General features: G+C 63.9%; 16 protein-coding genes and 1 pseudogene. 10 read left to right on the top strand and 7 right to left on the bottom strand.

The genetic code is table 11. The annotated features are described in order from the left end of the window. Nucleotides 1–215 precede the first annotated feature (215 nt). Nucleotides 216–395 (bottom strand): annotated as a pseudogene (locus tag G3O01_RS45790) (trehalase-like domain-containing protein); the annotation flags it as partial. Nucleotides 396–642: 247 nt separating this feature from the next. Between G3O01_RS45790 and G3O01_RS31465 the strand changes: the two are divergent. After that, nucleotides 643–888 (top strand): hypothetical protein, encoded by a 246-nt coding sequence (locus G3O01_RS31465; protein ID WP_012401476.1) that lies wholly within the window; start codon nucleotides 643–645, stop codon nucleotides 886–888. 113 nt (nucleotides 889–1,001) lie between these two features. On the opposite strand, the gene G3O01_RS31460 is transcribed toward G3O01_RS31465, so the two are convergent. Then, the gene (locus tag G3O01_RS31460; protein ID WP_205810890.1) at nucleotides 1,002–1,157 is read right to left on the bottom strand and encodes a DUF3096 domain-containing protein; all 156 of its coding nucleotides are present in this window, start codon (nucleotides 1,155–1,157) and stop codon (nucleotides 1,002–1,004) included. A 353-nt stretch (nucleotides 1,158–1,510) separates the two neighbouring features. Here G3O01_RS31460 and G3O01_RS31455 point away from each other — a divergent pair, with 353 nt between their 5' ends. Continuing rightward, complete coding sequence (locus G3O01_RS31455) at nucleotides 1,511–2,686, top strand: lactonase family protein (RefSeq protein ID WP_241024418.1); 1,176 nt, start codon at nucleotides 1,511–1,513, stop codon at nucleotides 2,684–2,686. Between the two features lie 57 nt (nucleotides 2,687–2,743). On the opposite strand, the gene G3O01_RS45610 is transcribed toward G3O01_RS31455, so the two are convergent. Both G3O01_RS45610 and G3O01_RS31445 read right to left on the bottom strand, forming a co-directional pair. Next, nucleotides 2,744–6,781 carry a DNA translocase FtsK gene (locus G3O01_RS45610; RefSeq protein ID WP_205810889.1) on the bottom strand — a complete coding sequence of 1,346 codons (4,038 nt, stop codon included), beginning with the start codon at nucleotides 6,779–6,781 and terminating at the stop codon, nucleotides 2,744–2,746. Nucleotides 6,782–6,890: 109 nt separating this feature from the next. After that, the gene (locus tag G3O01_RS31445; protein WP_205810888.1) at nucleotides 6,891–7,499 is read right to left on the bottom strand and encodes an META domain-containing protein; all 609 of its coding nucleotides are present in this window, start codon (nucleotides 7,497–7,499) and stop codon (nucleotides 6,891–6,893) included. Nucleotides 7,500–7,765: 266 nt separating this feature from the next. Between G3O01_RS31445 and purT the strand changes: the two genes are divergently transcribed. The 6 genes from purT (at nucleotide 7,766) to G3O01_RS31415 (ending at nucleotide 14,992) form a co-directional block, all read left to right on the top strand. Beyond that, on the top strand, nucleotides 7,766–8,980 hold the full coding sequence (gene purT / locus G3O01_RS31440) for a formate-dependent phosphoribosylglycinamide formyltransferase (RefSeq protein WP_205810887.1): 1,215 nt from the start codon (nucleotides 7,766–7,768) through the stop codon (nucleotides 8,978–8,980). A 71-nt stretch (nucleotides 8,981–9,051) separates the two neighbouring features. Beyond that, nucleotides 9,052–9,228, top strand: a complete 177-nt coding sequence (locus G3O01_RS31435) for a DUF6726 family protein (RefSeq protein WP_346779232.1) — start codon at nucleotides 9,052–9,054, stop codon at nucleotides 9,226–9,228. Nucleotides 9,229–9,301: 73 nt separating this feature from the next. Further along, a complete protein-coding gene (locus tag G3O01_RS31430) occupies nucleotides 9,302–9,673 on the top strand; it encodes an MliC family protein (protein ID WP_205810886.1) in 372 nt (123 codons plus the stop codon). Nucleotides 9,674–9,917: 244 nt separating this feature from the next. After that, entirely contained in the window at nucleotides 9,918–11,570 is a 1,653-nt protein-coding gene (locus G3O01_RS31425; protein WP_205810885.1) for an acetolactate synthase large subunit, read from the top strand. A gap of 88 nt (nucleotides 11,571–11,658) precedes the next feature. Further along, nucleotides 11,659–13,095, top strand: a complete 1,437-nt coding sequence (locus tag G3O01_RS31420; RefSeq protein ID WP_205810884.1) for an aldehyde dehydrogenase family protein — start codon at nucleotides 11,659–11,661, stop codon at nucleotides 13,093–13,095. A gap of 448 nt (nucleotides 13,096–13,543) precedes the next feature. Continuing rightward, nucleotides 13,544–14,992 (top strand): DEAD/DEAH box helicase, encoded by a 1,449-nt coding sequence (locus G3O01_RS31415; RefSeq protein WP_205810883.1) that lies wholly within the window; start codon nucleotides 13,544–13,546, stop codon nucleotides 14,990–14,992. Between the two features lie 840 nt (nucleotides 14,993–15,832). Here G3O01_RS31415 and gluQRS read toward each other — a convergent pair. Further along, the gene (gene gluQRS / locus G3O01_RS31410; RefSeq protein WP_205810882.1) at nucleotides 15,833–16,726 is read right to left on the bottom strand and encodes a tRNA glutamyl-Q(34) synthetase GluQRS; all 894 of its coding nucleotides are present in this window, start codon (nucleotides 16,724–16,726) and stop codon (nucleotides 15,833–15,835) included. 75 nt (nucleotides 16,727–16,801) lie between these two features. After that, nucleotides 16,802–17,677, bottom strand: coding sequence for a sulfurtransferase (locus G3O01_RS31405; RefSeq protein ID WP_205810881.1), 876 nt, complete (start codon nucleotides 17,675–17,677; stop codon nucleotides 16,802–16,804). Nucleotides 17,678–17,959: 282 nt separating this feature from the next. Between G3O01_RS31405 and dnaE the strand changes: the two genes are divergently transcribed. Next, nucleotides 17,960–21,523, top strand: coding sequence for a DNA polymerase III subunit alpha (dnaE, locus tag G3O01_RS31400; RefSeq protein ID WP_205810880.1), 3,564 nt, complete (start codon nucleotides 17,960–17,962; stop codon nucleotides 21,521–21,523). Nucleotides 21,524–21,572: 49 nt separating this feature from the next. Here the strand turns inward: dnaE and G3O01_RS31395 are convergent, their stop codons facing one another. Continuing rightward, complete coding sequence (locus G3O01_RS31395) at nucleotides 21,573–22,340, bottom strand: glycosyltransferase family 2 protein (RefSeq protein WP_205810879.1); 768 nt, start codon at nucleotides 22,338–22,340, stop codon at nucleotides 21,573–21,575. Between the two features lie 305 nt (nucleotides 22,341–22,645). On the opposite strand from G3O01_RS31395, the gene msbA reads away from it, so the two are divergent. Beyond that, nucleotides 22,646–24,439 carry a lipid A export permease/ATP-binding protein MsbA gene (msbA, locus tag G3O01_RS31390; protein ID WP_205810878.1) on the top strand — a complete coding sequence of 598 codons (1,794 nt, stop codon included), beginning with the start codon at nucleotides 22,646–22,648 and terminating at the stop codon, nucleotides 24,437–24,439. Nucleotides 24,440–24,505 lie beyond the last annotated feature (66 nt).

Below are 24,505 nucleotides of genomic sequence, written 5' to 3'. Positions count from 1 at the left end.
GCAAAGCCGGGCTGAATCTTCGGTTCGCTGTCGGTACGCGTTTCCGTGCGGGCGGCTTCGGCTTGCGTGTCTGTTTCGGCCGCCTTTTCGCGCCGTGCCGGACGTGCGGCCGTTGCCGGCTTGTCGGCCTGGCGCGGCACCGGCTTGTCACAGGGCCTCGCGCGCCGATCGTCGCGCGTGCCGTCTTGCGGTTTCGCTTGATCGCCCCCGGTTTCGACGTCTTCAGCGGGCGCGATCAGCCAGCGGCCGTTGTCCTCCGTGCCGAGCAGCGCGGCGAAGCATGCGCCGGAGTCGAAACGCGGCCAGCACAGCCAGTCGACGGAGCCGTCGCGCGAAACCAGCGCGGCCGTGTGGCCGTCGCCGATGAGTGCATAGTCTTCGATAAGTGCGGGCATGGTAAAGCGGTCGGTCAGTGTGTAATAAGTACACTCCTGCACGGCGCCAAAACGGTACGCGAGCGTCGTAGTTACCTGACTTGCGCGATGCGTTCTGGTTCGCACGCCAGCGAGCATTCAGGGTATTGGCAATCCGATTTTTTGATGCTTACAATCGGTTTTTGAACGTGACACTTCTGACGAATCGCAGCCCACCGGCGGCCGCCGTTGCCACCCGCAGCTTAGGCCCCGTTTTCGAGGATAAGCCATGCTGAACCCGTCGAAATCTGACTGCATCACGATTCTCTCCGCCGCGAGCCAACTGCCTGACGACTCGCTTCTCCCACTCGACTTCCGCACGCTCGGCCTCTCACGCAACGGGATGGAAACGGCCGCAGCATTTCTGATCGAACGTGCCTGCTTCAAGCGCTATAGCGAAGCCGACGGACATTATGCCGTCGGCGGGCTGTCCTTGCAGGGGCGCTGGCGTCTCGAGCAACTGTCGAACGGCTGACACGCCTGAGGCAACGGGTTTCGTTCGAGACCGCCCGCGCTTCACGACATACACGCGCAGCACCGCACGGACCGCGAGAGCGGCCCGCGTGGTGCTGCGCGTCGTTTTTGCGCTCAGAAGTGCGCGGTGCCGCCGACACCGAACAGACCGATCAACCCGATAATGATCAGATACAGCGCGACGATGAAGTTGAGCAGGCGCGGCATGATCAGAATGAGAATGCCGGCGATCAGCGCGACGAGCGGACCGAGCGTGAGATGGATGTTCATGGCAACTCCTTTTGTTTGAATTCTTCGAATTGACGACGGTGAGAGACAACCTGCCGGTTAGCCTGCGTTCGCCGATGCGACTGGGCGAGCGCGGGCAACGCTCTTATACTTGCCGCAACTACGACATTGACGACCGGCCGCGAGGGCGCAGTGCGAAGGCCGCAGCCGTCAGGCATGAGACACACGACCACGGCACGCTTCGATCGAGCCGCGCGGCAGACCAGCGACACATACGAACCGAATAACCGTCTCGCCAGGAGGTCGTCATGCAGCGTCGTACACGAGCTTTAGCGTGTGCCGTGCCACAGTCTTTTAGTTCCCATCCGCAGTCCCGCTTGTCCGTCTGTTCGATCATGAGAGGTTTGACACTGATGGTATCGATTGCCGCCACGCAGGCTTTCGCCCAGGGCACGCCCGCTGCGCCCGCCGACGGCGTCTACGATCTGATCGTCGGTACTTACACCGGCCCGAAGAGCGAAGGCATCTACGTCTATCGTTTCGACACGAAGTCGGGCGACGCCACGCAGGTATCGTCGGCGAAGACCGATAACCCGTCGTATGTGATCGCGTCGCGCGACGGCCGCTACGTGTACTCCGTCAACGAGCAACCCGGCGACAACGGTCCGGCCGACCAGCGTGGCGGTATCAGCGCGTTCAGTTTAGATGCGAAAAGCGGGCAATTAACGTTCCTGAACCGCGTGTCGTCGGACGGCAACGATCCGTGCTATCTGAGCATTTCGCCCGACGGCAAATATCTGACGACGGCCAATTACTCGGTCGCCGCCAACCCCGGCGGCAGCTTCGCGGTGTTTCCATTGCAGGCGAACGGGCAGGTGGGCGCATCGGTGCTGACCGTGCATCACGACGGCGGCGGCCCGGTGAAGGGACGCCAGGATAATGCGCACGTCCATTCGACCGTTTTTTCGCCAGACGGCAAGTATCTGTTCGCACAGGATCTCGGCACCGACAAGCTGTACGCGTACCGCTACACGCCCGACGGCAGCCGCGGCCTGTTCGGTCCGACGGAGAAGCGCTACACGGACGTGAAGGCGGGCTCGGGTCCGCGTCATCTGGTGTTCAGCGCCGATGGCAGGCGCGCGTATCTGACGAGCGAACTGACGGCGACCGTCACCGCGTTCAGCTACGACGACGGCAAGCTCACGCAACTGCAGGTCGTGCCAATGACGAAGCCCGGCTTCAAGGGGCAGGTGGGCGCGGCCGCGATCCATCTGTCGCCGGATGGGCGCTTTCTGTACGCGAGCAATCGCGGCGACGCGAACGAGATCGTGATCTACGCGGTCGATCCCGCCAACGGCCATATCCGCGAAGTGGGCCGTCAGTCGAGTCTTGGGAAAGCGCCGAGAGAGTTCTCAATCGATCCGACCGGGAAATGGCTGATCGTCGGCAATCAGAACAGCGATACGGCTTACGTGTTCCGTCGCGATCCGCAAAGCGGACTGCTGGAAGCGAACCCGAAGCGCATCGATATCGGCTCGCCCGTGGACTTCAAGTGGGTGTCGCCGTCGTGACGGTCGCGGTTTGAGAAAGGGCGGGCGACGCTGCCCGTCCTTTGGGTCTGATACGTCTTACTCCGCCGGTCCCGGTGCGAGTACTTCGCGGCTGCCGTTGATGCCCATCGCCGACACGAGGCCTGCCGTCTCCATCTGTTCGACCAGCCGCGCCGCGCGGTTATAGCCGATACGCAACTGCCGCTGCACAGCCGAAATCGACGCGCGCCGCGTGCGCACGACGAACGCGACGGCTTCGTCGTAAAGCGGATCGGCTTCGGCATCCGGCGTTTCGCCGAACAGATCCTGCGTGGCGCCGCCATCCGTCGCGGGGCCGTCGAGAATCCCTTCAACGTATTCCGGTTCGCCGAACTGCTTCAGATGCTCGACGATGCGATGCACTTCCTCGTCGGCAACGAACGCGCCGTGCACGCGCTGCGGATAACCGGTGCCGGGCGGCAGGAACAGCATGTCGCCCTGACCGAGCAGCGACTCGGCGCCCATCTGGTCGAGAATCGTGCGCGAGTCGATCTTCGACGACACCTGGAACGCGACCCGCGTCGGAATGTTCGCTTTGATGAGACCCGTGATCACGTCGACGGAAGGGCGCTGCGTCGCGAGAATCAGGTGGATGCCGGCGGCGCGCGCCTTCTGCGCGAGGCGCGCGATCAGCTCTTCGATCTTCTTGCCCGCGACCATCATCAGGTCGGCCAGCTCGTCGATCACGACGACGATCAGCGGCAGCGACGACAGCGGCTCGGGTGCATCGGGCGTCAGCGAAAACGGATTGCCGATCTTCTTTTCTTTCGCGGCGGCGTCGCGGATCTTCTGGTTGAAGCCTTGCAGGTTTCGCACGCCGACGGCCGACATCAGCCGGTAGCGCTTTTCCATTTCGCCGACACACCAGTTCAGCGCGTTCGCGGCGAGTTTCATGTCCGTCACGACGGGCGCGAGCAGATGCGGAATGCCTTCGTACACGGAAAGCTCCAGCATCTTCGGGTCGATCATGATCATGCGCACGTCTTCGGGCGTCGCCTTGTACAGCAGCGAGACGATCATCGCGTTGATCGCCACCGACTTGCCCGAGCCCGTGGTACCTGCGACCAGCATGTGCGGCGCTTTCGCGAGATCGGTGACGACGGGGTGGCCGGTGATGTCTTTGCCCATCGCGAGCGTCAGATTCGACGTGGAGTTCTGATAGACGCTGGCTTCCAGAATCTCGGACAGACGGATGGTCTGACGCTTCGCATTTGGCAGTTCGAGACCCATGCAGGTCTTGCCAGGAATCGTCTCAACGACGCGAATCGACGTCAGGCCGAGACCGCGCGACAGATCTTTCATCAGCCCGACGATCTGGCTGCCGCGCACGCCGAGCGCGGGCTCGACTTCGAAGCGCGTGATGACGGGACCGGCCGATGCGCCGACCACCGTCACGGGCACCTTGAATTCCTGCAGGCGCTGTTCGATCAGTGCGCCTGTTTCGGCGAGCTTTTCTTCGCTGACGGGTTCGGCGTCGGACGACGCGGGCGCGAGCAGATCGAGCGCCGGCAGTTCGATGTATGAGGCCGCGGGCGCGTGGAACTCGAAGGCGGGGCCGCTGTGGCCGCGCACGGCAGGGCGGGGCGGGGTAGCGGGCGTTGGTTCGGATTGTGTGTCTGGCTGCGTGCCGGGCTGCGCCTCTTGCGCGGCGGCGGTATCGGCTTGCGGCGGCAGATCGGGTTCGAACCCGCTCGCGATGTTTTGCTCAGGCGTTTGCGCGACGGGAAGCGCGCCCGGGAAACGCACGATGTTCGATGGCGCCTCGGAGGCATCGTCGTTCGTTTCTTCGTCGACGATTGCCGAACTGGCGACGGGTTCGAGCGGCGCTACTGCATCGCTATCGCTATCGCTATACGCAGGAGCATTCGACACGGGCGTGCCATGCGCCTGCATCGACGGACCGTTTGCCGCCGCCACGCGCAGCAGCGATACGGATTGCGTGATGGCTTCCCATGGCGCCGGCGGAGCAGGGTGCGTTTCCAGCTCTTCGGCGGGCGCAGTCGTGTCGTCTTCGACGACGTCCGCAGGTGTGGCCGGCGTATCCGGTTGTGATGCCGTCTCGACCTGGTGAGCCGCTGTCACATCCTCGACGACGGGCGTTGCCGGGGCATTCGCCTCGATTTCGTTGTCGTCGCTTTGCGGCGGCGTGGGTTGTGCAGCCGACGTTTCGATCGGTTCGGCCAGCGCGGAGTCGACGGAAGGCGTGGAGGCAATGACAGAGCTCGAGACAGCCTGTTCGGGCGCCGGTGCCGGTGTCGCCGGCACAGACGTTGGCACAGCGGGAGCCGCGCTTTGCGCCGCTGATTGCGTTTGCGTCTCGGTCCGCTCGTCGACGATTTGCGGCTGGAGCGCTTCGACTGCCTCGGGCATTGCCGCTGCGCGGGTCGTTTCGATCACCGGCGCGACTGCATGTCCGGCGGCGATCGGTGGTGTCTGCGGCTCGACTGCTGCAACCGGCGCTTCTGCCACGACTGCTGGTAGCTCGACAGACGATGTCGCATCGCCCGTGTTGACGTGCGTCACTGCCGGCTCGGCCGCCGCGACCTGCATTTGCGTTGCGGCCGACGATGCAGCAGGCTGCCCGGCGATGACCGTCGCAACGTCTTCTTCGTTTCGTTCCTGTTGGTCTGCTGCTGCCGGCAACGCAGGCGTCGGCGCGACCGGTGTCGTTTGCGAGGCAATCGCGGCTTCCAGTGCCGACACAGCCTGATCGACTGCGGCGACCGCCGCAGCACCGGCGACAGCAGTGCCAGCCGTCACAGCCGGAGCCCCCGGCGCGACGGCCGCAGACACAGCGGGCGCAAGAGCCGCATCAAATGCGGCCGGAGCGCTACGTGTCTCGACCACTCTGGCGGGGTCGCTTGCGGTGCGCCGGGCGAGGCTCGCACCCGCGAGCGTCGTCCAGCGTGCTGCATTTTCCTCGATGCTGCGCAAGGTTTCCTGCACGCTCGCGGCGGGTGCCGTCGGCGCTGTAGGCTGGTGGGCGGACGCGTTGGCTCGCGTGTAGGCGGGCACCTTGAGATTCGGCGCGGCACCGCGCATGCCGGTCGAACCATTCGACGCGACACCTCGCCTCGTCTGCGTCGCAGGGGTTGTCGCGCTCACGGCAGCCGATTGACGCATGTGTGCCAGCGTTGCCGCGCGCAATGCCGCCGAGCGCGCCGACGTCACGGCAGGACTCGTCGACGCGCCGCGTGCAGCGGCATTGGCTGCTGCCGCCTTCGACGACTGCAACGCAGCCGTGCTGCCGAACACCGTAGGCGGCGTGGCGGCCACGCGGGCGGCTTCCATTGTCGCGGGCGCGATTTCCCGATGCTGCACGCGAACCGGCTCCGGGTTGAGCCAGCCCGAGGGCGCGACAGGCTCAGCGGGTATGCGTGGCATAGGCACGCTCGTCCGATGACTCGGCGCCTGGCTTGCCGCAGGAACACCCGCTGAATGGCCCGCACCGTTGCGCGCGAAGCCGCCGTCGCCGACACCCATCGCTGGCCCCGTCTGCATGCCCATCGCTTCGCCTGCCACGGCTGCGGCGCCCGCGGCGCCTGCTGCGCGCTTCATCGCGGGCGGGCGCCAGACGGTTGGCCGCGCGTAACGTCCATTGGCCTTCGGCGCCATCGTGTTGATGGGCGCGCTGCTATGCGACGGCGTCGATTCAGCGGCGATACGCGATGAAACGCGCGACTCGCGTGCTTCATCGTCGCGCGCGCGGCGCGACAGGCCAAGCCCGAACGCGTCGTTGGCCCAGCCGACGAACGACGACCATTTGAAATCGATCAGCCACGGCAGTGAAATCACGAACAGGCCGAGCATCACGAGCGGCGTCGCGATGCGCCCCATCAGATGGGTCAGCCCAGCCGACAGCGCATGCCCGAAGCCGTCGATCCCCTGCACGTTGACGAGCGACGCTTCGAGCGTGCAGCTTGCCACCAGCACGCAGATAAAGCCGAGCCACAGCCGGATCGTGCCGGGGCCGCGCAGGCCCGCGCCGCCCGGCAGCACGGACTTCACGAGACGCCACACGAGGGGAAGAAACCAGACGGCGGAAGCGCCGAACCAGCCGAAAACTACCGTTTGCATGCTAGACATCAACGAATGACGGATGCGCGTGCGCGCGACCCGTCGAGTTTAACCGGGCGAAGCGGGCCAGCCGCGCAGCGCGCATCCGCGAGGGCACGCGGTCGTGCCGTCATTGGGCGCGCCGTGCGAACACGAGCGTGTCGCCGTTGTCGAGGATCAACTGGAGTTGCTGCGGTTTGCGCATGTCGACGCCCGTGTGTTCGATATGCGAAAGCGCGTCGAGATACGCGCCTTCAATCTTGCCGCCCGGCGTCGCGCACGCCATGCGCGTGCCCGCGAGCGGGCCGAAGCCCAGCTTGCCGTCCTTCAGCGTGTAGCTGCCCGTATAGCGGTTGCAGCCGGAGAAGCCGCTGGCGCGGCGAAGTCCCGTTTGCGTCGACAGCACCAGTGTGATCGGCTCGCCGTTCGCGCCGCCGGGCACGTCGCGTGTGGCGCCGCCTGCTACCTTCCAGTTGCTCAGCTGCCAGTCGGTGTTGTCGAGCAGTTGCGTGGCGGCGGGATTGAACGGATCGGGCGGCGGGGCTTCCGAATCGGCGTGCTTCGGCATCGCACAGGCGGCGACGAGCAGGGACAGCGACGCAGCCATCGACACGGCGGTGAATGCACGACCCGCACGCTGGCGGAGCGACGCGCGCGCGGCCGCGCCAGGTGCATGCGACGATGCGTCGGGTGTTGCGCTCGAGCGCGTGTCGCGTTGCGTGGCGGACGTGGGCTGCATATCGTCGTTCCTCTCTAAACTGGCGAAGGCGTAAGGGTATCGCACTACGCTCGCCGCATGCGAGCGCAAACGCGGGTGACGAACGGCATAAGGCAAAACGCCGCCGTGTTCGCCGGTTGCCCGCGGCGCGCGGCGGCTGGCTGAAAGCACGGCCCTCAGCATGGGTTATCGGCACGCAGACGGCGCGGCCACAGGGGCCGCGCATGTTAACATCGGCGCAGTCATTCATTCCACCCGCTTTTTGTCACAAATTCTCTGGAGCTTTCATGCAGATCGGCCAACGCATCGGCACACCGCTTTCGACCTCGGCTACGCGCGTCATGCTGCTCGGCGCGGGTGAACTGGGCAAGGAAGTGATCATCGCGCTGCAACGGCTCGGCGTCGAAGTGATCGCGGTGGACCGTTATCCGAACGCGCCGGGACATCAGGTTGCGCATCGCTCGCACGTGATCGACATGACGGACGCGAAAGCGTTGCGCGCGCTCGTCGAAAAAGAGCGGCCGCATCTGATCGTGCCGGAAATCGAAGCCATTGCCACGGACGCGCTCGCCGCGATCGAAACCGAACGCGTCGCTGAAGTGATCCCGACCGCACGCGCCACGCAACTGACGATGAACCGCGAAGGCATCCGCCGTCTTGCTGCCGAAGAACTCGGCATTCCGACGTCGCCGTATGCGTTCGCCGATTCCATCGACGAACTGAAGGCGGGCATCGCGAAGGTCGGTTATCCGTGCGTCGTGAAGCCGGTGATGTCGTCGTCGGGCAAAGGCCAGTCGGTGCTGCGTAGCGACGCCGACGTCGAACCCGCATGGCAGTACGCGATGGCGGGCGGCCGCGTGAATCATGGGCGCGTGATCGTCGAAGGCTTTATCAACTTCGAATACGAGATCACGCAACTGACCGTACGCGCGATCGACCCGGCCACGCAGCAGACGGCCACGTACTTCTGCGAGCCGATCGGCCACGTGCAGGTAGCGGGCGATTACGTCGAATCCTGGCAGCCGCAGCCGATGAGTCCGCTCGCGCTGGAACGCTCGCGCGAGATCGCCGACAAGGTGACGACGGCGCTCGGCGGCCGTGGCCTGTTCGGTGTGGAACTTTTCGTGCGCGGCGATGACGTATGGTTCTCGGAAGTGAGCCCGCGTCCGCACGACACCGGCCTCGTTACGCTCGCGTCGCAGCGTTTCTCCGAATTCGAGCTGCATGCACGCGCGATTCTCGGCTTGCCTGTCGATACGACCTTGCGCGCGCCGGGTGCATCGGCCGTGATCTACGGCGGGCTCGACGAGGAAGGCATTGCGTTCGAAGGCGTTGCGCAGGCGCTGGCGGTGCCGGGCGCGGACCTGCGCCTGTTCGGCAAGCCCGAGAGCTTCGTCAAGCGTCGCATGGGCGTGGCGCTCGCGACGGGCGACGATATCGGCGAAGCGCTGCAGCGCGCGAAGCAGGCGGCGGGCGCCGTCAAGCCGGTGTCGGCGAAGTAAACCGGCGCAAAGCCTGGCGGCGTAGCGCGCAAGGAGTGTTGAAGGTGAAAGCGAACCACTCAGGCCGCACGATTGCGCGTCGAGTCGCGCTATGCGCATCGGTTTTCGCGCTCGTGAGTGCGTTGGGCGGTTGCGGGCTGGCTGCGGCGCCGTGCCGCGTCGCGTCGGCTGGGCTGAAGATCGTGCCCGTGGTCGGTCACGTCGCCGCCGCGCCGACCGATGCCTGCGCCGAGGTCATCGATCCGTAATCGGCAAACCTCGCCGCAAACTTCGGCACGCGCGAGCAGTCATACGAAAGGGCATCAGCAAACGAGGCATTCGATGAGCAGACGGTGGTGGGCATACGTGGGCGTGCTGGCGTTGGTGGCGGTATCGGGCGCGGCGCGCGCCGCGGAGTTGCTGCCGTTGCCCGATATCCGTACTTCGCATCGCGTGATGCAGAAGTACACCTGCGCAACGGGCCGCATCCTGCAAGTCACCTATCTGAATGCTACCAACGGTCAGAGCTTCGCGATCTTGCCGGTGAAAGGCCGGCAGATGCTGTTCGTCAACGTGATGTCCGGCTCCGGCGCGAAATATCAGGCGGGCAGCTATACGTGGTGGACCAAGGGTCCGCAGGCCACGCTCTACGACGCCATGCTCGGCGAGGATGCGCCGCCGCTGCTGTCCGATTGCGTGACGATCGTCCGCTGATCGTTGCCGGCGTCGCGACGCTTATCTTTCTCGCTTTTCATCATGGCTCGCGAGGCGCGCGACGACGCTGCCCGCGAACCGACACGTTTTCATCTCCGGTAGTAAGCTGTGTGCCACGCACAGGCCGCGCCCCCGTTTCGATGCATTGGCGCGGCTGTCATCGTCTTCGATCATCCTTGTCCGCGTGCTGCCCATTCACAATATGGCGGCCCGGTCTGCGTTCGTTCGTCAAGCGAGACTTCCCATGAAAGCATCGGATCTGTTCGTCAAATCGCTGGAAGCTGAAGGCGTCGAGTACGTGTTCGGCATTCCCGGCGAAGAAAATCTCGATCTCCTCGAATCGCTGCGCCGCTCCAGAATCAAACTCGTGCTGACCCGCCATGAACAGGCGGCCGGTTTCATGGCCGCGACCTATGGCCGTCTGACAGGGCGCACGGGCGTGTGTCTCGCGACGCTCGGCCCCGGCGCCACCAACTTCGTGACGGCCGCCGCGTATGCGCAGCTCGGCGGCATGCCGATGCTGATGGTCACGGGCCAGAAACCGATCAAGTCGAGCAAGCAGGGCCACTTCCAGATCGTCGACGTGGTGCGGATGATGGAGCCGCTCACCAAGTACACGCGGCAGATCGTGTCGATCGGCAATATTCCGGCGTCGGTGCGCGAAGCGTTCCGGCAGGCCGAGGAAGAACGGCCCGGCGCCACGCATCTCGAACTGCCCGAAGACGTCGCGCATGAAGAGGGCGACGGCAAGCCGATTCCGAAGAGCTACAGCCGCCGGCCTGTCGCTGAGGAAAAGGCCGTCGCGCATGCCGTGAAGGCGATCGTCGAAGCGAAGCATCCGGTGCTGATGATCGGCGCGGGCGGCAACCGCAAGACTACGCGCAAGATGCTGCGCGAGTTCGTCGACCAGATCGGCATTCCGTTCTTCACGACGCAGATGGGCAAGGGCGTGATCGACGAGTCGCATCCGCTGTGGCTCGGCAACGCGACGCTGTCGGATGGCGACTTCGTGCACCGCGCGATCGATCACGCGGACTGCATCATCAACGTCGGCCACGACGTGATCGAAAAGCCGCCGTTCTTCATGCGCGGCGCGGATGCCGGCGAAAAGACGGTAATCCACGTCAACTTTCTCGGCGCGGAAGTGGACACGGTGTATTTCCCGCAGATCGAAGTAGTCGGCGATATCGCGAATGCTGTCTGGCAGATGAAAGAAGCGCTGCAAGGCAAGGGCGAGCATTGGGACTTCGCGCGCTTCAAGGAAATCAAGGAACATTTCGAGGCGCATCTGGCGAAAGGCCAGCACGACGACCGCTTCCCGATGTATCCCGTGCGCGTCGTGCACGATGTGTACGAGACGATGCCCGTGGACGGCATCATCTGTCTCGACAACGGCATGTACAAGATCTGGTTCGCGCGTTACTACCGCGCGCACGAGCCGAATTCGCTGCTGCTCGATAACGCGCTCGCTTCGATGGGCGCGGGGTTGCCGTCGGCGATTGCGACCAAGATCGTGCATCCCGAGCGAAAAGTGATGGCCGTGTGCGGTGACGGCGGCTTCATGATGAACTCGCAGGAACTGGAGACGGCCGTGCGGATGAAGCTCGACCTCGTCGTGATGATTGTGCGCGACGACGCGTTCGGCATGATTCGCTGGAAGCAGGAAAACATGAATTTCCCCGACTATGGGATGACACTGAGCAACCCGGATTTCGTCGACTACGCGCAAAGTTATGGGGCGCAGGGACATCGCGTGGCGTCGGCGGCGGAACTCGCGCCGCTCGTGCGCGAGTGTTTCGCGACGCCGGGCGTGCATGTGATCGATGTTCCCATTGATTACTCGGACAACGAGCGCGTGCTCAATCGCGAGATCAAGCGGCTTTCGGCGCAGCTCTGAGCGTTGCGCTTTCTTCTTCGGCGCGCGGCGCCGCCGTCACGGTACGGCCTATGCTGCGCTAACCGATTGCGAAAAAGGAGAACGAGTCATGCTGCAAAAGAGTTATCCGTACTACCTCGCCAACGAAGCCGTCGCCGCGAACACCGATCTCGAAGTCACCGATAAATTCAGCGGCGAAGTGGCCACGCGCGTCGCCATGGCCGACGCGAAGGCGATCGACAAGGCCATCGCCGCGGCCGTCGATGCAATGCCCGCAATGCGCGCGTTTCCGCCGTTCAAGCGCCAGGCCGTGCTCGAGCATTGCGTAAAGCGCTTTCGCGAGCGCTTCGACGAACTGGCGATGGCGCTGTGCATCGAGGCGGGCAAGCCGATCAACGATTCGCGCGGCGAAGCGACGCGGCTGATCGATACGTTCAAGGTCGCGGCGGAAGAATCGGTGCGTATCGACGGCGAGATCGTCAATCTGGAGATTTCGCCTCGCGCGAAGGGTTATCACGCGTATGTAAAGCGCGTGCCGATCGGGCCTTGCTCGTTCATCTCGCCATTCAATTTTCCGTTGAATCTGGCCGCGCATAAGGTGGCGCCGGCGCTCGCGGCGGGCGTGCCATTCGTGCTGAAGCCGGCGAGCCGCACGCCTGTGGGTGCGCTGATCATCGGCGAGATTCTGGCGGAGACCGATCTGCCAAAAGGCGCGTTCTCGATTCTGCCCGCGCATCGGGACGGCGCCGATCTCTTCACCACGGATGAACGCTTCAAGCTGCTGTCGTTTACCGGGTCGCCCGCTGTCGGCTGGGATCTGAAGGCGAAGGCGGGCAAGAAGAAGGTGATTCTGGAGCTGGGCGGCAATGCGGCGGCAGTGGTCGACGCGGATCAGCGCGACAAGCTCGATTACGTCGTCGACCGGCTTGCGTTCGGCGCGTTCTATCAGTCGGGGCAAAGCTGCATCGGCGTGCAGCGGATTCTCGTGCATGCGTCGCTGTACGACGCGGTGCGTGAAAAGCTGATCGCGAAGACGAAGTCGCTGAAGATGGGTGACCCGAAGGACGAAAAGACCTTCGTCGGGCCGATGATCTCCGAATCTGAGTCTCGACGTCTGGCCGGCTGGATGGACAGCGCGGTGAAGGCGGGCGCGAAAATCGTCGCGGGCGGCAAGGTAGACGGCGCGATGTTCGAGGCGACGCTGCTGGAAAACGTCGGGCGCGAGACCGACCTGTATCGCAAGGAAGCCTTCGGGCCCGTGGCGATCCTCGAAAAGTTCGACGACTTCAAAAGCGCGCTCGCGACCGTCAACGACAGCGACTTTGGCCTGCAGGCGGGGGTGTTCACGGACTCGCTCGCGCACGCGCATCAGGCGTGGGATGAACTCGACGTGGGCGGCGTGGTCATCAACGATGTACCGTCGTTTCGCGTCGACAACATGCCGTATGGCGGCGTGAAGGATTCCGGGCTGGGGCGCGAGGGCATCCGATACGCGATCGAAGACATGACGGAACTGCGGCTGATGGTGATGCGCGAAACGTGGTGAACCCGGCGTCTTAAATGGGGTCGGGCGGCGTCCGGCGCGTTGTCACCAGATTGACTCATCGCGCGACTACGCTGCCCGCGTCGGGTATGGTCCGTCCCCGCTTGAAATATGCCGTCATACGCTGCTGCAGCGTAGGTAAGGTAGTAACCCTGGGTGCGCGCCGAGGGCTTGTATGCCGAAGTGCTACAATACCGCCCTTTCCGGCGGATATTTCCGCCGGCCGGAGCCGGCCGCATGCTTGCCCATAGTCGTTGATCGTCGCTGATAACTGTCACAGCGAGATCGGGCCTTGTGCGGATTGCCGTGGCTCCGCCTTCATCCTGATGCCCTCCGCGGCCCCGGCCGTTGCAAAAGAAGCTGCAGAACCAGTTTGAGCGGACGCCACCGCGCCCGTCTTTGGCAACGCGCAAGCGGCACGAGCGCAGGCGCATTTTTAGCGAAAGCCACCATGTCCGACACAACAACCACGCCTACCGACGCGACCTTCGACCGGTTCGGCCTTCACGCCGACATTCTCAAAGCCATCGCGGAGCAGGGCTACACGACGCCAACGCCGATCCAGGCACAGGCGATTCCCGTCGTGCTGGGCGGCCGGGACGTGATGGGCGCGGCCCAGACGGGCACAGGCAAGACGGCGAGCTTCTCGCTGCCGATCATCCAGCGCCTGTTGCCGCTCGCGAACACGAGCGCGTCGCCCGCCCGCCATCCTGTCCGTGCGCTGATTCTCACGCCGACGCGCGAACTCGCCGACCAGGTCGCCGCGAACGTGCAGTCGTACGCGAAGCACACGGCGCTGCGCAGCGCGGTGGTGTTCGGCGGCGTCGACATGAATCCGCAATCGGCGGAACTGCGGCGCGGCGTCGAAATCCTGATTGCTACACCGGGCCGTCTGCTCGATCACGTGCAGCAAAAGACGGCCAATCTCGGCCAGGTGCAGATGCTCGTGCTCGACGAAGCCGACCGGATGCTGGACATGGGCTTCCTGCCCGATCTGCAGCGCATCCTGAACCTGCTGCCCGCCGAGCGTCAGACGCTGTTGTTCTCGGCGACTTTCTCGCCCGAAATCAAGAAGCTTGCTTCGACGTACCTGCGCAATCCGCAGACGATCGAAGTGGCGCGCAGCAATTCGACGGCGACCAACGTCACGCAGATCGTCTACGAAGTCGCTGAAGGCGACAAAACGGGCGCGGTCGTGCAACTGATCCGCGAGCGCAGCCTCAAGCAGGTGATCGTCTTCTGTAACAGCAAGATCGGCGCGAGCCGTCTGGCGCGTCAACTGGAGCGCGACGGCGTGGTTGCCACCGCGATTCACGGCGACCGCACGCAGAGCGAACGGATGCAGGCGCTCGAGGCGTTCAAGCGCGGCGAGATCGAAGCGCTCGTCGCAACTGACGTGGCCGCGCGCGGTCTCGATATCGCTGAACTGCCCGCTGTGATCAATTTCGATCTGCCGTTCAACGCGGAAGACTATGTACACCGGATCGGCCGGACGGGACGCGCGGGTGCATCGGGCGATGCGCTGTCGCTGTTCAGCCCGAACGAGCGCAAGCAACTCGCCGATATCGAGAAGCTGATCAAGCGTCCGCTCGACGTGCAACGCCTGACGGTCGATGCGCCCGTACGTCATCATCATGAAGAGCGCGGCGCGCGGCGTGATCGCGACGATCGCGGCAGCCGTCGACGCACGACGGGGGCGCATGAGCGTCCGGCGCATGGCACGCATCATCGTCAGCAACCGGTTGATGATTTCTTCTTCAAGCCTTATGAGCCGTCGCCTTCGGCTGCCAGTAAGCGTGAGGAAGTGCCTGCGGCGCCGCAGAAGCCAGCTTCTAAACAGCCGCTCGCTGCGTTGTTGGGCGGGTTTGGGATGCCTAGGAAGACGACTTCGTCGAATTGATGGTTTTGGTTTTTGGTTTGGTTTTGCTTTCGCTTTGCGCTGGCATCCGCGTTTTGTTATCGGTTCTTCAGGCGTGGCCCCTGTGCGGGGCGGCACTTACTTTCTTTGCCGCCGCAAAGAAAGTAAGCAAAGAAAGCGGGCTAACACCGCCCGCTCTTGACCACCGCCTGAGGGCCCCCAACGGGTCCTCCGCTTCACACGGCGTTCTGCTATTCACTGCCCGTTGCCAGCGCCTTGAATCGGCGCCTCACCCGCTTCAATCACCCGTAACGCAGCCAGCGGCAGCGAACGGTCACTGCCGCCCAGGTGGCAAACTATGTGTAGGTCGTAGTGCTTCACACGGCAGCGCTCCTGCGACACCGATCGTGTTTCCCAGTCCGGAGTGGTGCGCATACGGCGCGAAAGCCGACACAGAGTTGGCCGCTATAGAACGTGGGCAAATTGATCGCGTAGGCGGCGACGCGGGAGTGTGAAGCGGGTGAGGCGCTCAGTAAGAGCGTTGGCAGCGGGCATCAAGAAGAACGATGCCGCGAACAGGACGGGGCCGTTGGGGGCCCGTGGGCAAAGAGAAGAGCTGGCGGTGTTCAGCGGCTTTCTTTTGCCTACTTTTCTTTGCCGCGGCAAAGAAAAGTAGGTGCCGCCCCGCACAGGGGCGACGCGTGAAGCACGAAGGCATAGCGCGGATGCCAGCGAATAAACAAGCAAACCAAACCAGCGTCGCAAGACAAGCCAAAAATCAAATGCCGCCCCGCACAGGGGGCAACGCCTGAAGCACCGATAACAAACCGCGGATGCCAGTACAAAGGCCCAAACAAAAACCCAAAACCATCAAAAGCACATTCACCGTTTCACCCGCTCCGCCCACGCAGCGACAGCTTCCGAATAAAACACATCAAGCGACGTCGCCGCCGCGCCGGTCAGGCGCAAACCAAGATGCCTCGCAGCATCGTTCAGCGCAACGAGCGGCTCGGCCGCATTCAGCGCCAGTGCGCCTGTCTGCTTGCTGAGCTTTTCACCGTCGGCATTTGTCACAACGGGTACATGCAGATAAGCGGGCGTCGGCACCCCCAGACACTGCTGCAAATAAATCTGCCGCGCCGTCGAATCGAGCAGATCCGCGCCACGCACGATATGCGTGATGCCCTGATCCGCATCGTCGACGACAACAGCCAGTTGATAAGCCCATTGATCGTCCGCGCGACGCAAGACGAAATCACCGACCTCCGTGGCGAGATTCTGCGTCTGCGGGCCTTGCCAGCCGTCGTCGAACGTGATGACAGCGGCGTCGCCATCAGGCACGCGCAGCCGCCATGCACGCGCGGGCTTGCCGTTCAGGCCGTTGCGGCAGGTGCCGGGATATGCGAGGGTAGTGTGGCGGGCGTGGGCCCGAACGAGCGAATCAGCGATCTCTTTGCGCGTGCAGCCGCATGGATAGACGAGACCCGCAGCCTGCAGGCGTTCAAGAGCCTGCTGATAGAGCGGCATGCGCAGGCTCTGCCAGACGGGCGGCTCATCGGCCACCATACCGAAGCGCGCGAGCGTGTCGATAATGTCTTCCGCTGCGCCCGGCACCGTGCGCGGTGCGTCGATGTCCTCGATGCGTATGAGCCACACGCCGCGGTTGGCGCGCGCATCGAGCCAGCTTGCGAGTGCGCTGACCAGCGAGCCGAAATGCAGCGGGCCCGTGGGCGAGGGCGCGAAACGGCCGCGATAGAAATCGTGAACCTCAGTCATGCGAGACTGCCACGAGCCTCAGCGCGCGGCTCATGCTGAACAATTTCATGCGAGCGATGATGGCGCGCCGCGTGACTACGCCGCGTGCGCCGTACCGGCTTGCTGCTGCGCTTCCGGATGACAGGACGCGCAAGTCTTGCCCGGCACGTACAACGGCGACTGCTGACCTTCCGGCGTGACGACGGCGCGGCAGCCGAAGCATTGCACGGTCGCCGTGGGCTGCAGATTCGGGTCGAGCGCAGTGCGATAGTCGAACACGAAACACTCGCCGTTGTAGTGCGCGCCGCCCACTTCCTCGAAATACTTCAGGATGCCGCCTTCGAGCTGATAGACGTGCTCGATGCCGACGTCCTTCATGTGAATCGCCGCTTTCTCGCAGCGGATGCCGCCCGTGCAGAACGATACGACGGTCTTGCCTTCTAGGTCGGCACGGTTCTGTTCGATCACCTCAGGAAACTCGCTGAACTTCGTGATCCGGTAGTCGAGCGCGTTGTCAAACGTGCCGACGTCGACTTCGAACGCATTGCGCGTGTCGAGCATCACGACGGGGCGGCCCGCGTCGTCGTGGCCGCGGTCGAGCCATTCCTTCAGCGTGTGCGCGCTGACGGAAGGAGCGCGGCCCAGTTCCGGCTGGATAGCCGGTTTTTTCATCGTGATGATTTCGCGCTTGAGTTTGACCAGCATGCGGCGAAACGGCTGCTTCTCCGACAGGCTCTCCTTGAACTGCAGTTCGGCGAATTTGCCTTCGAAGAGCGGATCCGTGCGCATGTAGTCGATGAATGCGCGCACTTGCGGGATTTCGCCCGCTACAAACAGGTTGATGCCCTCCGGCGCGAGCAGGATCGTGCCGCGCAGACCCAGTTCGTTGCAGCGCGCGGTGACGAGCGGCCGCCATTCGACGGTTTTGTCGAGCGTGACGAACTGATAGGACGAAAGATTCAGGATATTCATGCTGGTCCAGCGATAAAGCGCCGTGCCCGGCGCGCGCATCGGGGCGGGCGCAGCACGCGTACGGCAGAAAATGGATTCGAACGCGTATTATCCCTCATCCTGAGAATCGGCCCGCAATCCGCCGAACGGCATATTGATCTGCGTCTAAATAGCCGGGCGGCCGACCCCGATTCGCACAAAGAACCGTTGACAAAGGCTCGCACGCAGATGCGCCTGGCCAGATGGCCAACGCGGCCTTTCAGCGCCGCTTTGGCCGAAAATTTTCGGGAGGGCGGGGTTACAATGTCGCCCATGTCAGATCCCCGCTTCGTCCATCTCCGCGTTCACTCCGAATTCTCGATTGCCGATGGCATCGTGCGTATCGACGACGTCGTCGATTCCGCTGCCAAAGACGGTCAGGGCGCACTCGCGCTCACCGATCTCGGCAACGCATTCGGTCTCGTTCGTTTCTATCAGGAAGCCCGTGGCAAAGGGGTCAAACCCATTGCCGGCTGCGACGTCTGGATCACGAATCCCGACGACCGCGACAAGCCTTCTCGCCTTCTGCTGCTGGTCAGGAACAAGACCGGCTATCTGAATCTTTGCGAATTGCTGTCGAAGGCGTGGCTTACGAACCAGTATCGCGGACGTGCCGAAGTGGAGCCGGCGTGGCTCGAAAGCGGACTTGCCGAAGGGTTGCTCGCGCTGTCGGGCGCGCAGCATGGCGACGTCGGCATGGCGCTCGCGGCGGGCAACGAAGAAGCGGCGCGGCGCAACGCGCAGCGCTGGTCGGCGATCTTCCCGAACGGTTTCTATATCGAACTGCAGCGCGGCGGCCAGCCGGGTGCGGAAGCATATGTGCAGCAGGCGGTTGCGCTCGCTGCAGCGCTGAAGCTGCCCGTGGTCGCCACGCATCCGCTGCAGTTCATGACGCCCGACGACTTCACCGCGCACGAAGCGCGCGTATGTATTTCGGAAGGGGACATCCTCGCGAATCCGCGTCGTCAGAAGCGCTTCTCGACGGATCAGTTTTTCCGCACGCAGGACGAAATGGCGGCGCTGTTCGCCGACATTCCGTCGGCGATCGCGAACACGGTTGAAATCGCCAAGCGCTGCAACCTCACGCTCGAACTCGGCAAGCCCAAGTTGCCGCTGTTCCCGACGCCGGACGGCATGTCGCTCGACGACTACCTCGTGCAACTGTCGAAAGAAGGCCTCGAAAAGCGTCTTGAGCAACTGTTCCCCGAGCAGGCCGAACGCGACGCGCAGCGCGAGACGTACTACGCGCGCCTCGACTTCGAGTGCGGCACGATCATCAAGATGGGCTTTCCGGGCTACTTCCTGATCGTTGCGGACTTCATCAACTGGGCGAAGAACAACGGCGTGCCCGTTGGGCCGGGCCGGGGTTCGGGTGCTGGCTCGCTGGTCGCGTACGCGCTCGGCATTACCGATCTCGATCCGCTGCGCTACAACCTGCTGTTCGAGCGTTTTCTGAATCCGGAGCGGGTGTCGATGCCCGACTTCGACATCGACTTCTGCCAGCACGGCCGCGATCGCGTGATCCAGTACGTGAAGGAGAAGTACGGGGCGGATGCCGTCTCGCAGATCGCCACGTTCGGCACGATGGCCGCGAAGGCCGCCGTGCGCGATATCGGCCGCGTGCTCGATCTCGGCTACATGTTCACGGACGGCGTCGCCAAGCTGATTCCGTTCAAGCCGGGCAAGCACGTCACCATCGCCGACGCGATGAAGGAAGAGCCGCTTCTGCAGGAGCGCTTCGACAACGAAGACGAAGTGCGCCAGCTGCTCGAACTCGCGCAGCGCGTGGAGGGCTTGACGCGTAACGTCGGCATGCACGCGGGCGGCGTGCTGATCGCGCCCGGCAAGCTGACGGATTTCTGTCCGCTCTACACGCAGGGCGACGAAAGCGGCGTCGTGAGCCAGTACGACAAGGACGACGTCGAAGCCGTCGGTCTGGTGAAGTTCGACTTCCTGGGTCTGACTACGCTGACCATTCTCGACTGGGCCGAGCGCTATATTCGCCGTCTCGATCCGTCGAAGGAAAACTGGTCGCTCGCGCAGGTGCCGCTGGACGATCCCGCGTCGTTCTCGATTCTCAAGAAAGCGAATACGGTCGCTGTGTTCCAGCTGGAAAGCCGCGGCATGCAGGGCATGCTGAAGGACGCACAGCCTGACCGCTTCGAGGACATCATCGCGCTGGTGGCGTTGTATCGTCCGGGCCCGATGGACCTGATTCCGAGCTTCTGCGCGCGTAAGCACGGCCGCGAAACGGTCGAGTATCCGGATCCGCGCGTCGAACCTGTTCTGAAAGAGACCTACGGCATCATGGTCTACCAGGAGCAGGTGATGCAGATGGCGCAGATCATCGGCGGCTACTCGCTGGGCGGCGCCGACCTGCTGCGCCGCGCGATGGGTAAGAAGAAGCCCGAGGAAATGGCCAAGCACCGCGAGATCTTCGCGGAAGGCGCCGCCAAGAATGGGCTGACGCGTGAAAAGGCGGACGAAACGTTCGACCTGATGGAGAAGTTCGCGGGCTACGGCTTCAACAAGTCGCACGCGGCCGCCTATGCGCTGCTTGCGTACCACACCGCGTGGCTGAAGGCGCACCATCCGGCCGAATTCATGGCAGCGAATATGTCGCTGGCCATGGACGATACGGACAAGGTCAAGATCCTGTTCGAAGACTGTCTCGCGAACAAGATGGCCGTTCTGCCGCCGGACATCAATCTGTCCGCGTACCGTTTCGAGCCGGTCGCGGAAGCCGACGGCAAGCGCTCGCGCACGATCCGCTATGGTCTCGGCGCGATCAAGGGTAGCGGCCAGAACGCGATCGAAGAAATTCTCCGCGCGCGCGAAGAAGGCAAGTTTGTCGATATCTTCGATTTCTGCAACCGGATCGATCGCCGCGTCGTCAATCGTCGCACGATCGAGGCGCTGATTCGCGCGGGTGCGTTCGATTCGCTGCACGACAATCGCGCGCAACTGATCGCGTCGGTATCGCTCGCGATGGAAGCCGCCGATCAGGCGAGCGCTAACGCACTGCAAGCCGGTTTGTTCGACATGGGCGACGCGCCGTCGCAAGGTCACGAACTGGTCGACGAACCCGCGTGGCCGGAAAAACGCCGCTTGCAGGAAGAAAAGACCGCGCTCGGCTTCTACCTGTCGGGCCATCTGTTCGATGCGTACAAGGACGAAGTGCGCCGCTTCGTGCGCCAGAAGATCGGCGAACTGAAGGAAGGGCGCGACAAGCTGGTCGCTGGCGTGATCGTGTCGCTGCGCACGCAGATGACCCAACGCGGCAAGATGCTGATCGCGCTGCTCGACGACGGCACGGGCCAATGCGAAGTGACCGTCTTCAACGAGCAGTTCGAGGCGCACAAGCAGCTGTTCAAGGAAGACGAACTGCTGGTCGTGCAAGGTCAGGCGCGCAACGACGCATTCACGGGCGGCATCCGCTTCACCGTCGATACGCCGATGGACCTCGGCCGCGCGCGCACGCGCTACGCGCAGGCTGTGAAGGTGCAGATGAACGGCAACGCGAATGCGCTTGCGTTGCGCACGGTGCTCGAAGCGTATCGCGCGAGGCCGGAAGATGCGGAAGTGGTCGCGCCGGCGCCTGCTGCCCGAGGCGGCGGACGGGGCGGGTTTGGCGGTAACGGCGATTCACGTTCGCAGCGGCCTTCTGCGCCGATGCCGAATGGCCTTGCCGTGCAGATCGTCTATCGCAGCGACAACGCGGAAGGCGAAGTGCGGCTCGGCGATGCGTGGCGTGTGAAGCCCACCGACGAATTGCTCGCCGCGTTGCGCAGCGAGTTTTCAGGCAGCGCGATCGAGATCGTCTACTGAGCGTGAGAGCGTGACGCCACGCCTGCGTGGCGCTTACCAATGCTCACACTCACTGCTCAGTAACATCCTTGCGGCCAAGCTGCGCCAGCTTCATGAACCGGTAGTAGACGGTTTCGGCATTGAACATCGCGATCATGAAGCCCGCGCGGCCATCCAGAAAGCCACGCCTGAGCAGATACGTGCGCACGAACGCCCATGCGCCCCGGCCGACGGCCTTGCCGAAACTGCCTCGCTGTCCCGCCGCATGCCGCTGTTGCGCGCCCGCCGTCGAATACGCGTCGAGCTTGCGCAGCACGGTCTCGAAGTCTTCGTACGAGTGGTGCATCAGCTTGCCCTCCAGCCGTTTCGCGGGTGTATCGAACACAAGGCGCTCGTGCACGAGGTCGTCGGAAAAACGCGCCATGCCGCGTTTGAAAAGGCGCGGGATCCAGTCGGGATACCAGCCGCTGTGGCGCACCCAATGTCCGCAGAAGGCCGACAGGCGGTCGATCGCATAGACGTCGGCGGCAGGTATTGCGAGCGCGCCCGCAATCGATACGGCCAGTTCCGGCGTGACGATTTCGTCGGCGTCGATCGACAGTACCCACGTCGTGCCGAGTGCGTCCAGCGCGCGGTTCTTCTGTGGCCCAAAGCCGGGCCAGTCGGTGTGCGTGAGCACGCGGGCGCCATGCGCGCGGGCGATGTCGACGGTGGCATCGGTGCTGCCGCTGTCGACGACGACGATTTCGTCGGCGAACGCGACGGCGCGCAGGCATTCATCGAGCCGGAGCTCCGCATTCTTCGTGATGATGGCGACGCCGAGTGTGGGTTGTGTCATGCGAATCGAGGCCGGAAGGGACGGCGCACGGTCCACGCAGCCTGCTGCCGAGGCACCGTCGCCCTGCGAAAGTTGCGCAAGTATACACAGCGGCGCACCTCGGAGGCAGGCGCAAACCGTTGATGAACGGGCGTGTCGGGCCGGTATGCCCGCGTGGTGCCGGGAAAATCCGCAAACGCGTGGATTTCCAATCATTTAGCGGCGCCGGGATGACATGCCGGACGGTTTAGAATGTCGCATTTGCAATCCGCCCGTGGGGGCGGCCAGGGGCGCCGTGAAGCGCGCCCGCATTCCCAGAGGAACTCTTGAGCGCCAAGCCAACGTTAAGCAAGCCCATCGGCTCCGGTGAAACCACGTCGACGATCGTCGTCCTGCGCCGTCTGTGGCCGTATGTGAAGCCGCTCATGTGGACCTTTATTGCCGCCATCGTCACGATGGGCGTTGTTGCCGCCACCGAGGCGGGGATTCCCGCGCTGCTCAAGCCGCTGCTCGACCACGGTTTCGGCACGCATGGCAGTGACAGCGCGAAGTGGTACGTGCCGCTCGCCGTGATCGGCCTGGCGCTGGTGCGCGGCGTCACGCAATACGCGTCTGGGTACCTGCTGTCCTACGTGTCGAACCGCATCCTGCTGGAACTGCGGCTGACCATGTTCAACCGGATGATTCACAGCAGCGTCTCGTTCTTCCAGCGCGAGACGGCGAGCACGGTCATCAACGCGATTGTCTTCGAGGTCAACCAGATCCTGAACGTGCTGCTGGGCGTGATGGTCACGCTCGTGCGCGATTCGCTGACGGTCGTCTTCCTGCTGGGCTATCTGTTCTATCTGAACTGGCGCCTGACGCTGATCGTCGCCGTGCTGCTGCCGGGTATCGGCTGGCTGGTGGGCAAGATCAACCGCCGGCTGCGCCGCCTGAATCGCGAGCACCAGACGCTCACCAACGAACTGTCCTATATCGTCGAGGAGACGGTGGGCGGCTACAAGGTCGTCAAGGTGCACAACGGCGAGCAGTACGAAATCGACCGCTTCACCGAGATGAGCAAGCAGCTGCGCGGCTACTCGATGCGCATGACAGTGTCGGGCGGTCTTGCGCAGCCGCTCACGCAGTTTCTGGCGTCGATTGCGCTTGCCGTGGTGATCACAATCGCCGTGGTGCAGTCGTCGCACGATCAGACGACGGTCGGCGGTTTCGTCGCGTTCGTTACGTCGATGCTGCTGATCATTTCGCCCCTCAAGCATCTGATGGACGTGAACCAGCCGCTGCAGCGCGGCATGACGGCCGCCGAGCTGATTTTCGGGCTGATCGACGAACCGTCGGAGCCGGCAGGCGGCGGGCGCAAGCTCGAGCGCTCAAGCGGCGAGGTCGAGTTCCGCGATGTGTCGTTCATGTACGGCGCAAGCGGCCCGATGCAGCGGCAGACGCTCGACCGCGTGTCGTTCAAGGTCGCGCCGGGCGAGATGGTCGCGCTGGCTGGCCCGTCTGGCAGCGGCAAGACGACGCTCGTGAACCTGTTGCCGCGCTTCTTCGATCCAAGCAGCGGCGAGATTCTCGTCGACGGCGTCGCGCTGCCCGAGTACGGCATTCACGCGCTGCGCAGCCAGATCGCGATGGTGAGCCAGGATGTCGTGCTGTTCAACGACACGATCGCGAACAACGTCGCTTACGGCAAGACAGCGGACACCGAGCGCGTGAAGGCGGCGCTGCACGCCGCCAATCTGTGGGACACGGTTGCCGCGATGCCGAACGGCATCGACACGCTCATCGGCGATAACGGCATGATGCTGTCGGGCGGCCAGCGGCAACGTCTTGCCATCGCGCGCGCGGTCTACAAGGACGCGCCCATTCTGATTCTGGACGAAGCCACGTCGGCGCTCGATTCCGAATCCGAGCGCCATGTGCAGGCCGCGCTCGAAACCCTGATGAAGGGCCGCACGACGCTCGTGATCGCGCACCGGTTGTCGACCATCGAGCGCGCGGACCGCATTCTGGTGCTGGAGGCGGGGCGCATCGTCGAGCGCGGCAGCCATCGCGAGCTGCTTGCGCAGAACGGGCTTTACGCGCATCTGCATCGGATCCAGTTCCAGCAGCATGCGGCATGACGGCCGCGTGAGTCCCCGATAGAGAGAACGCCCGCGCGGCTTCGCGCCGCACACGGGCGCACCCGC

The organism is Burkholderia sp. Ac-20365, from assembly GCF_017104715.1.
Classification (GTDB): domain Bacteria; phylum Pseudomonadota; class Gammaproteobacteria; order Burkholderiales; family Burkholderiaceae; genus Paraburkholderia.
This window is presented reverse-complemented; position numbering and strand designations above follow the sequence as displayed.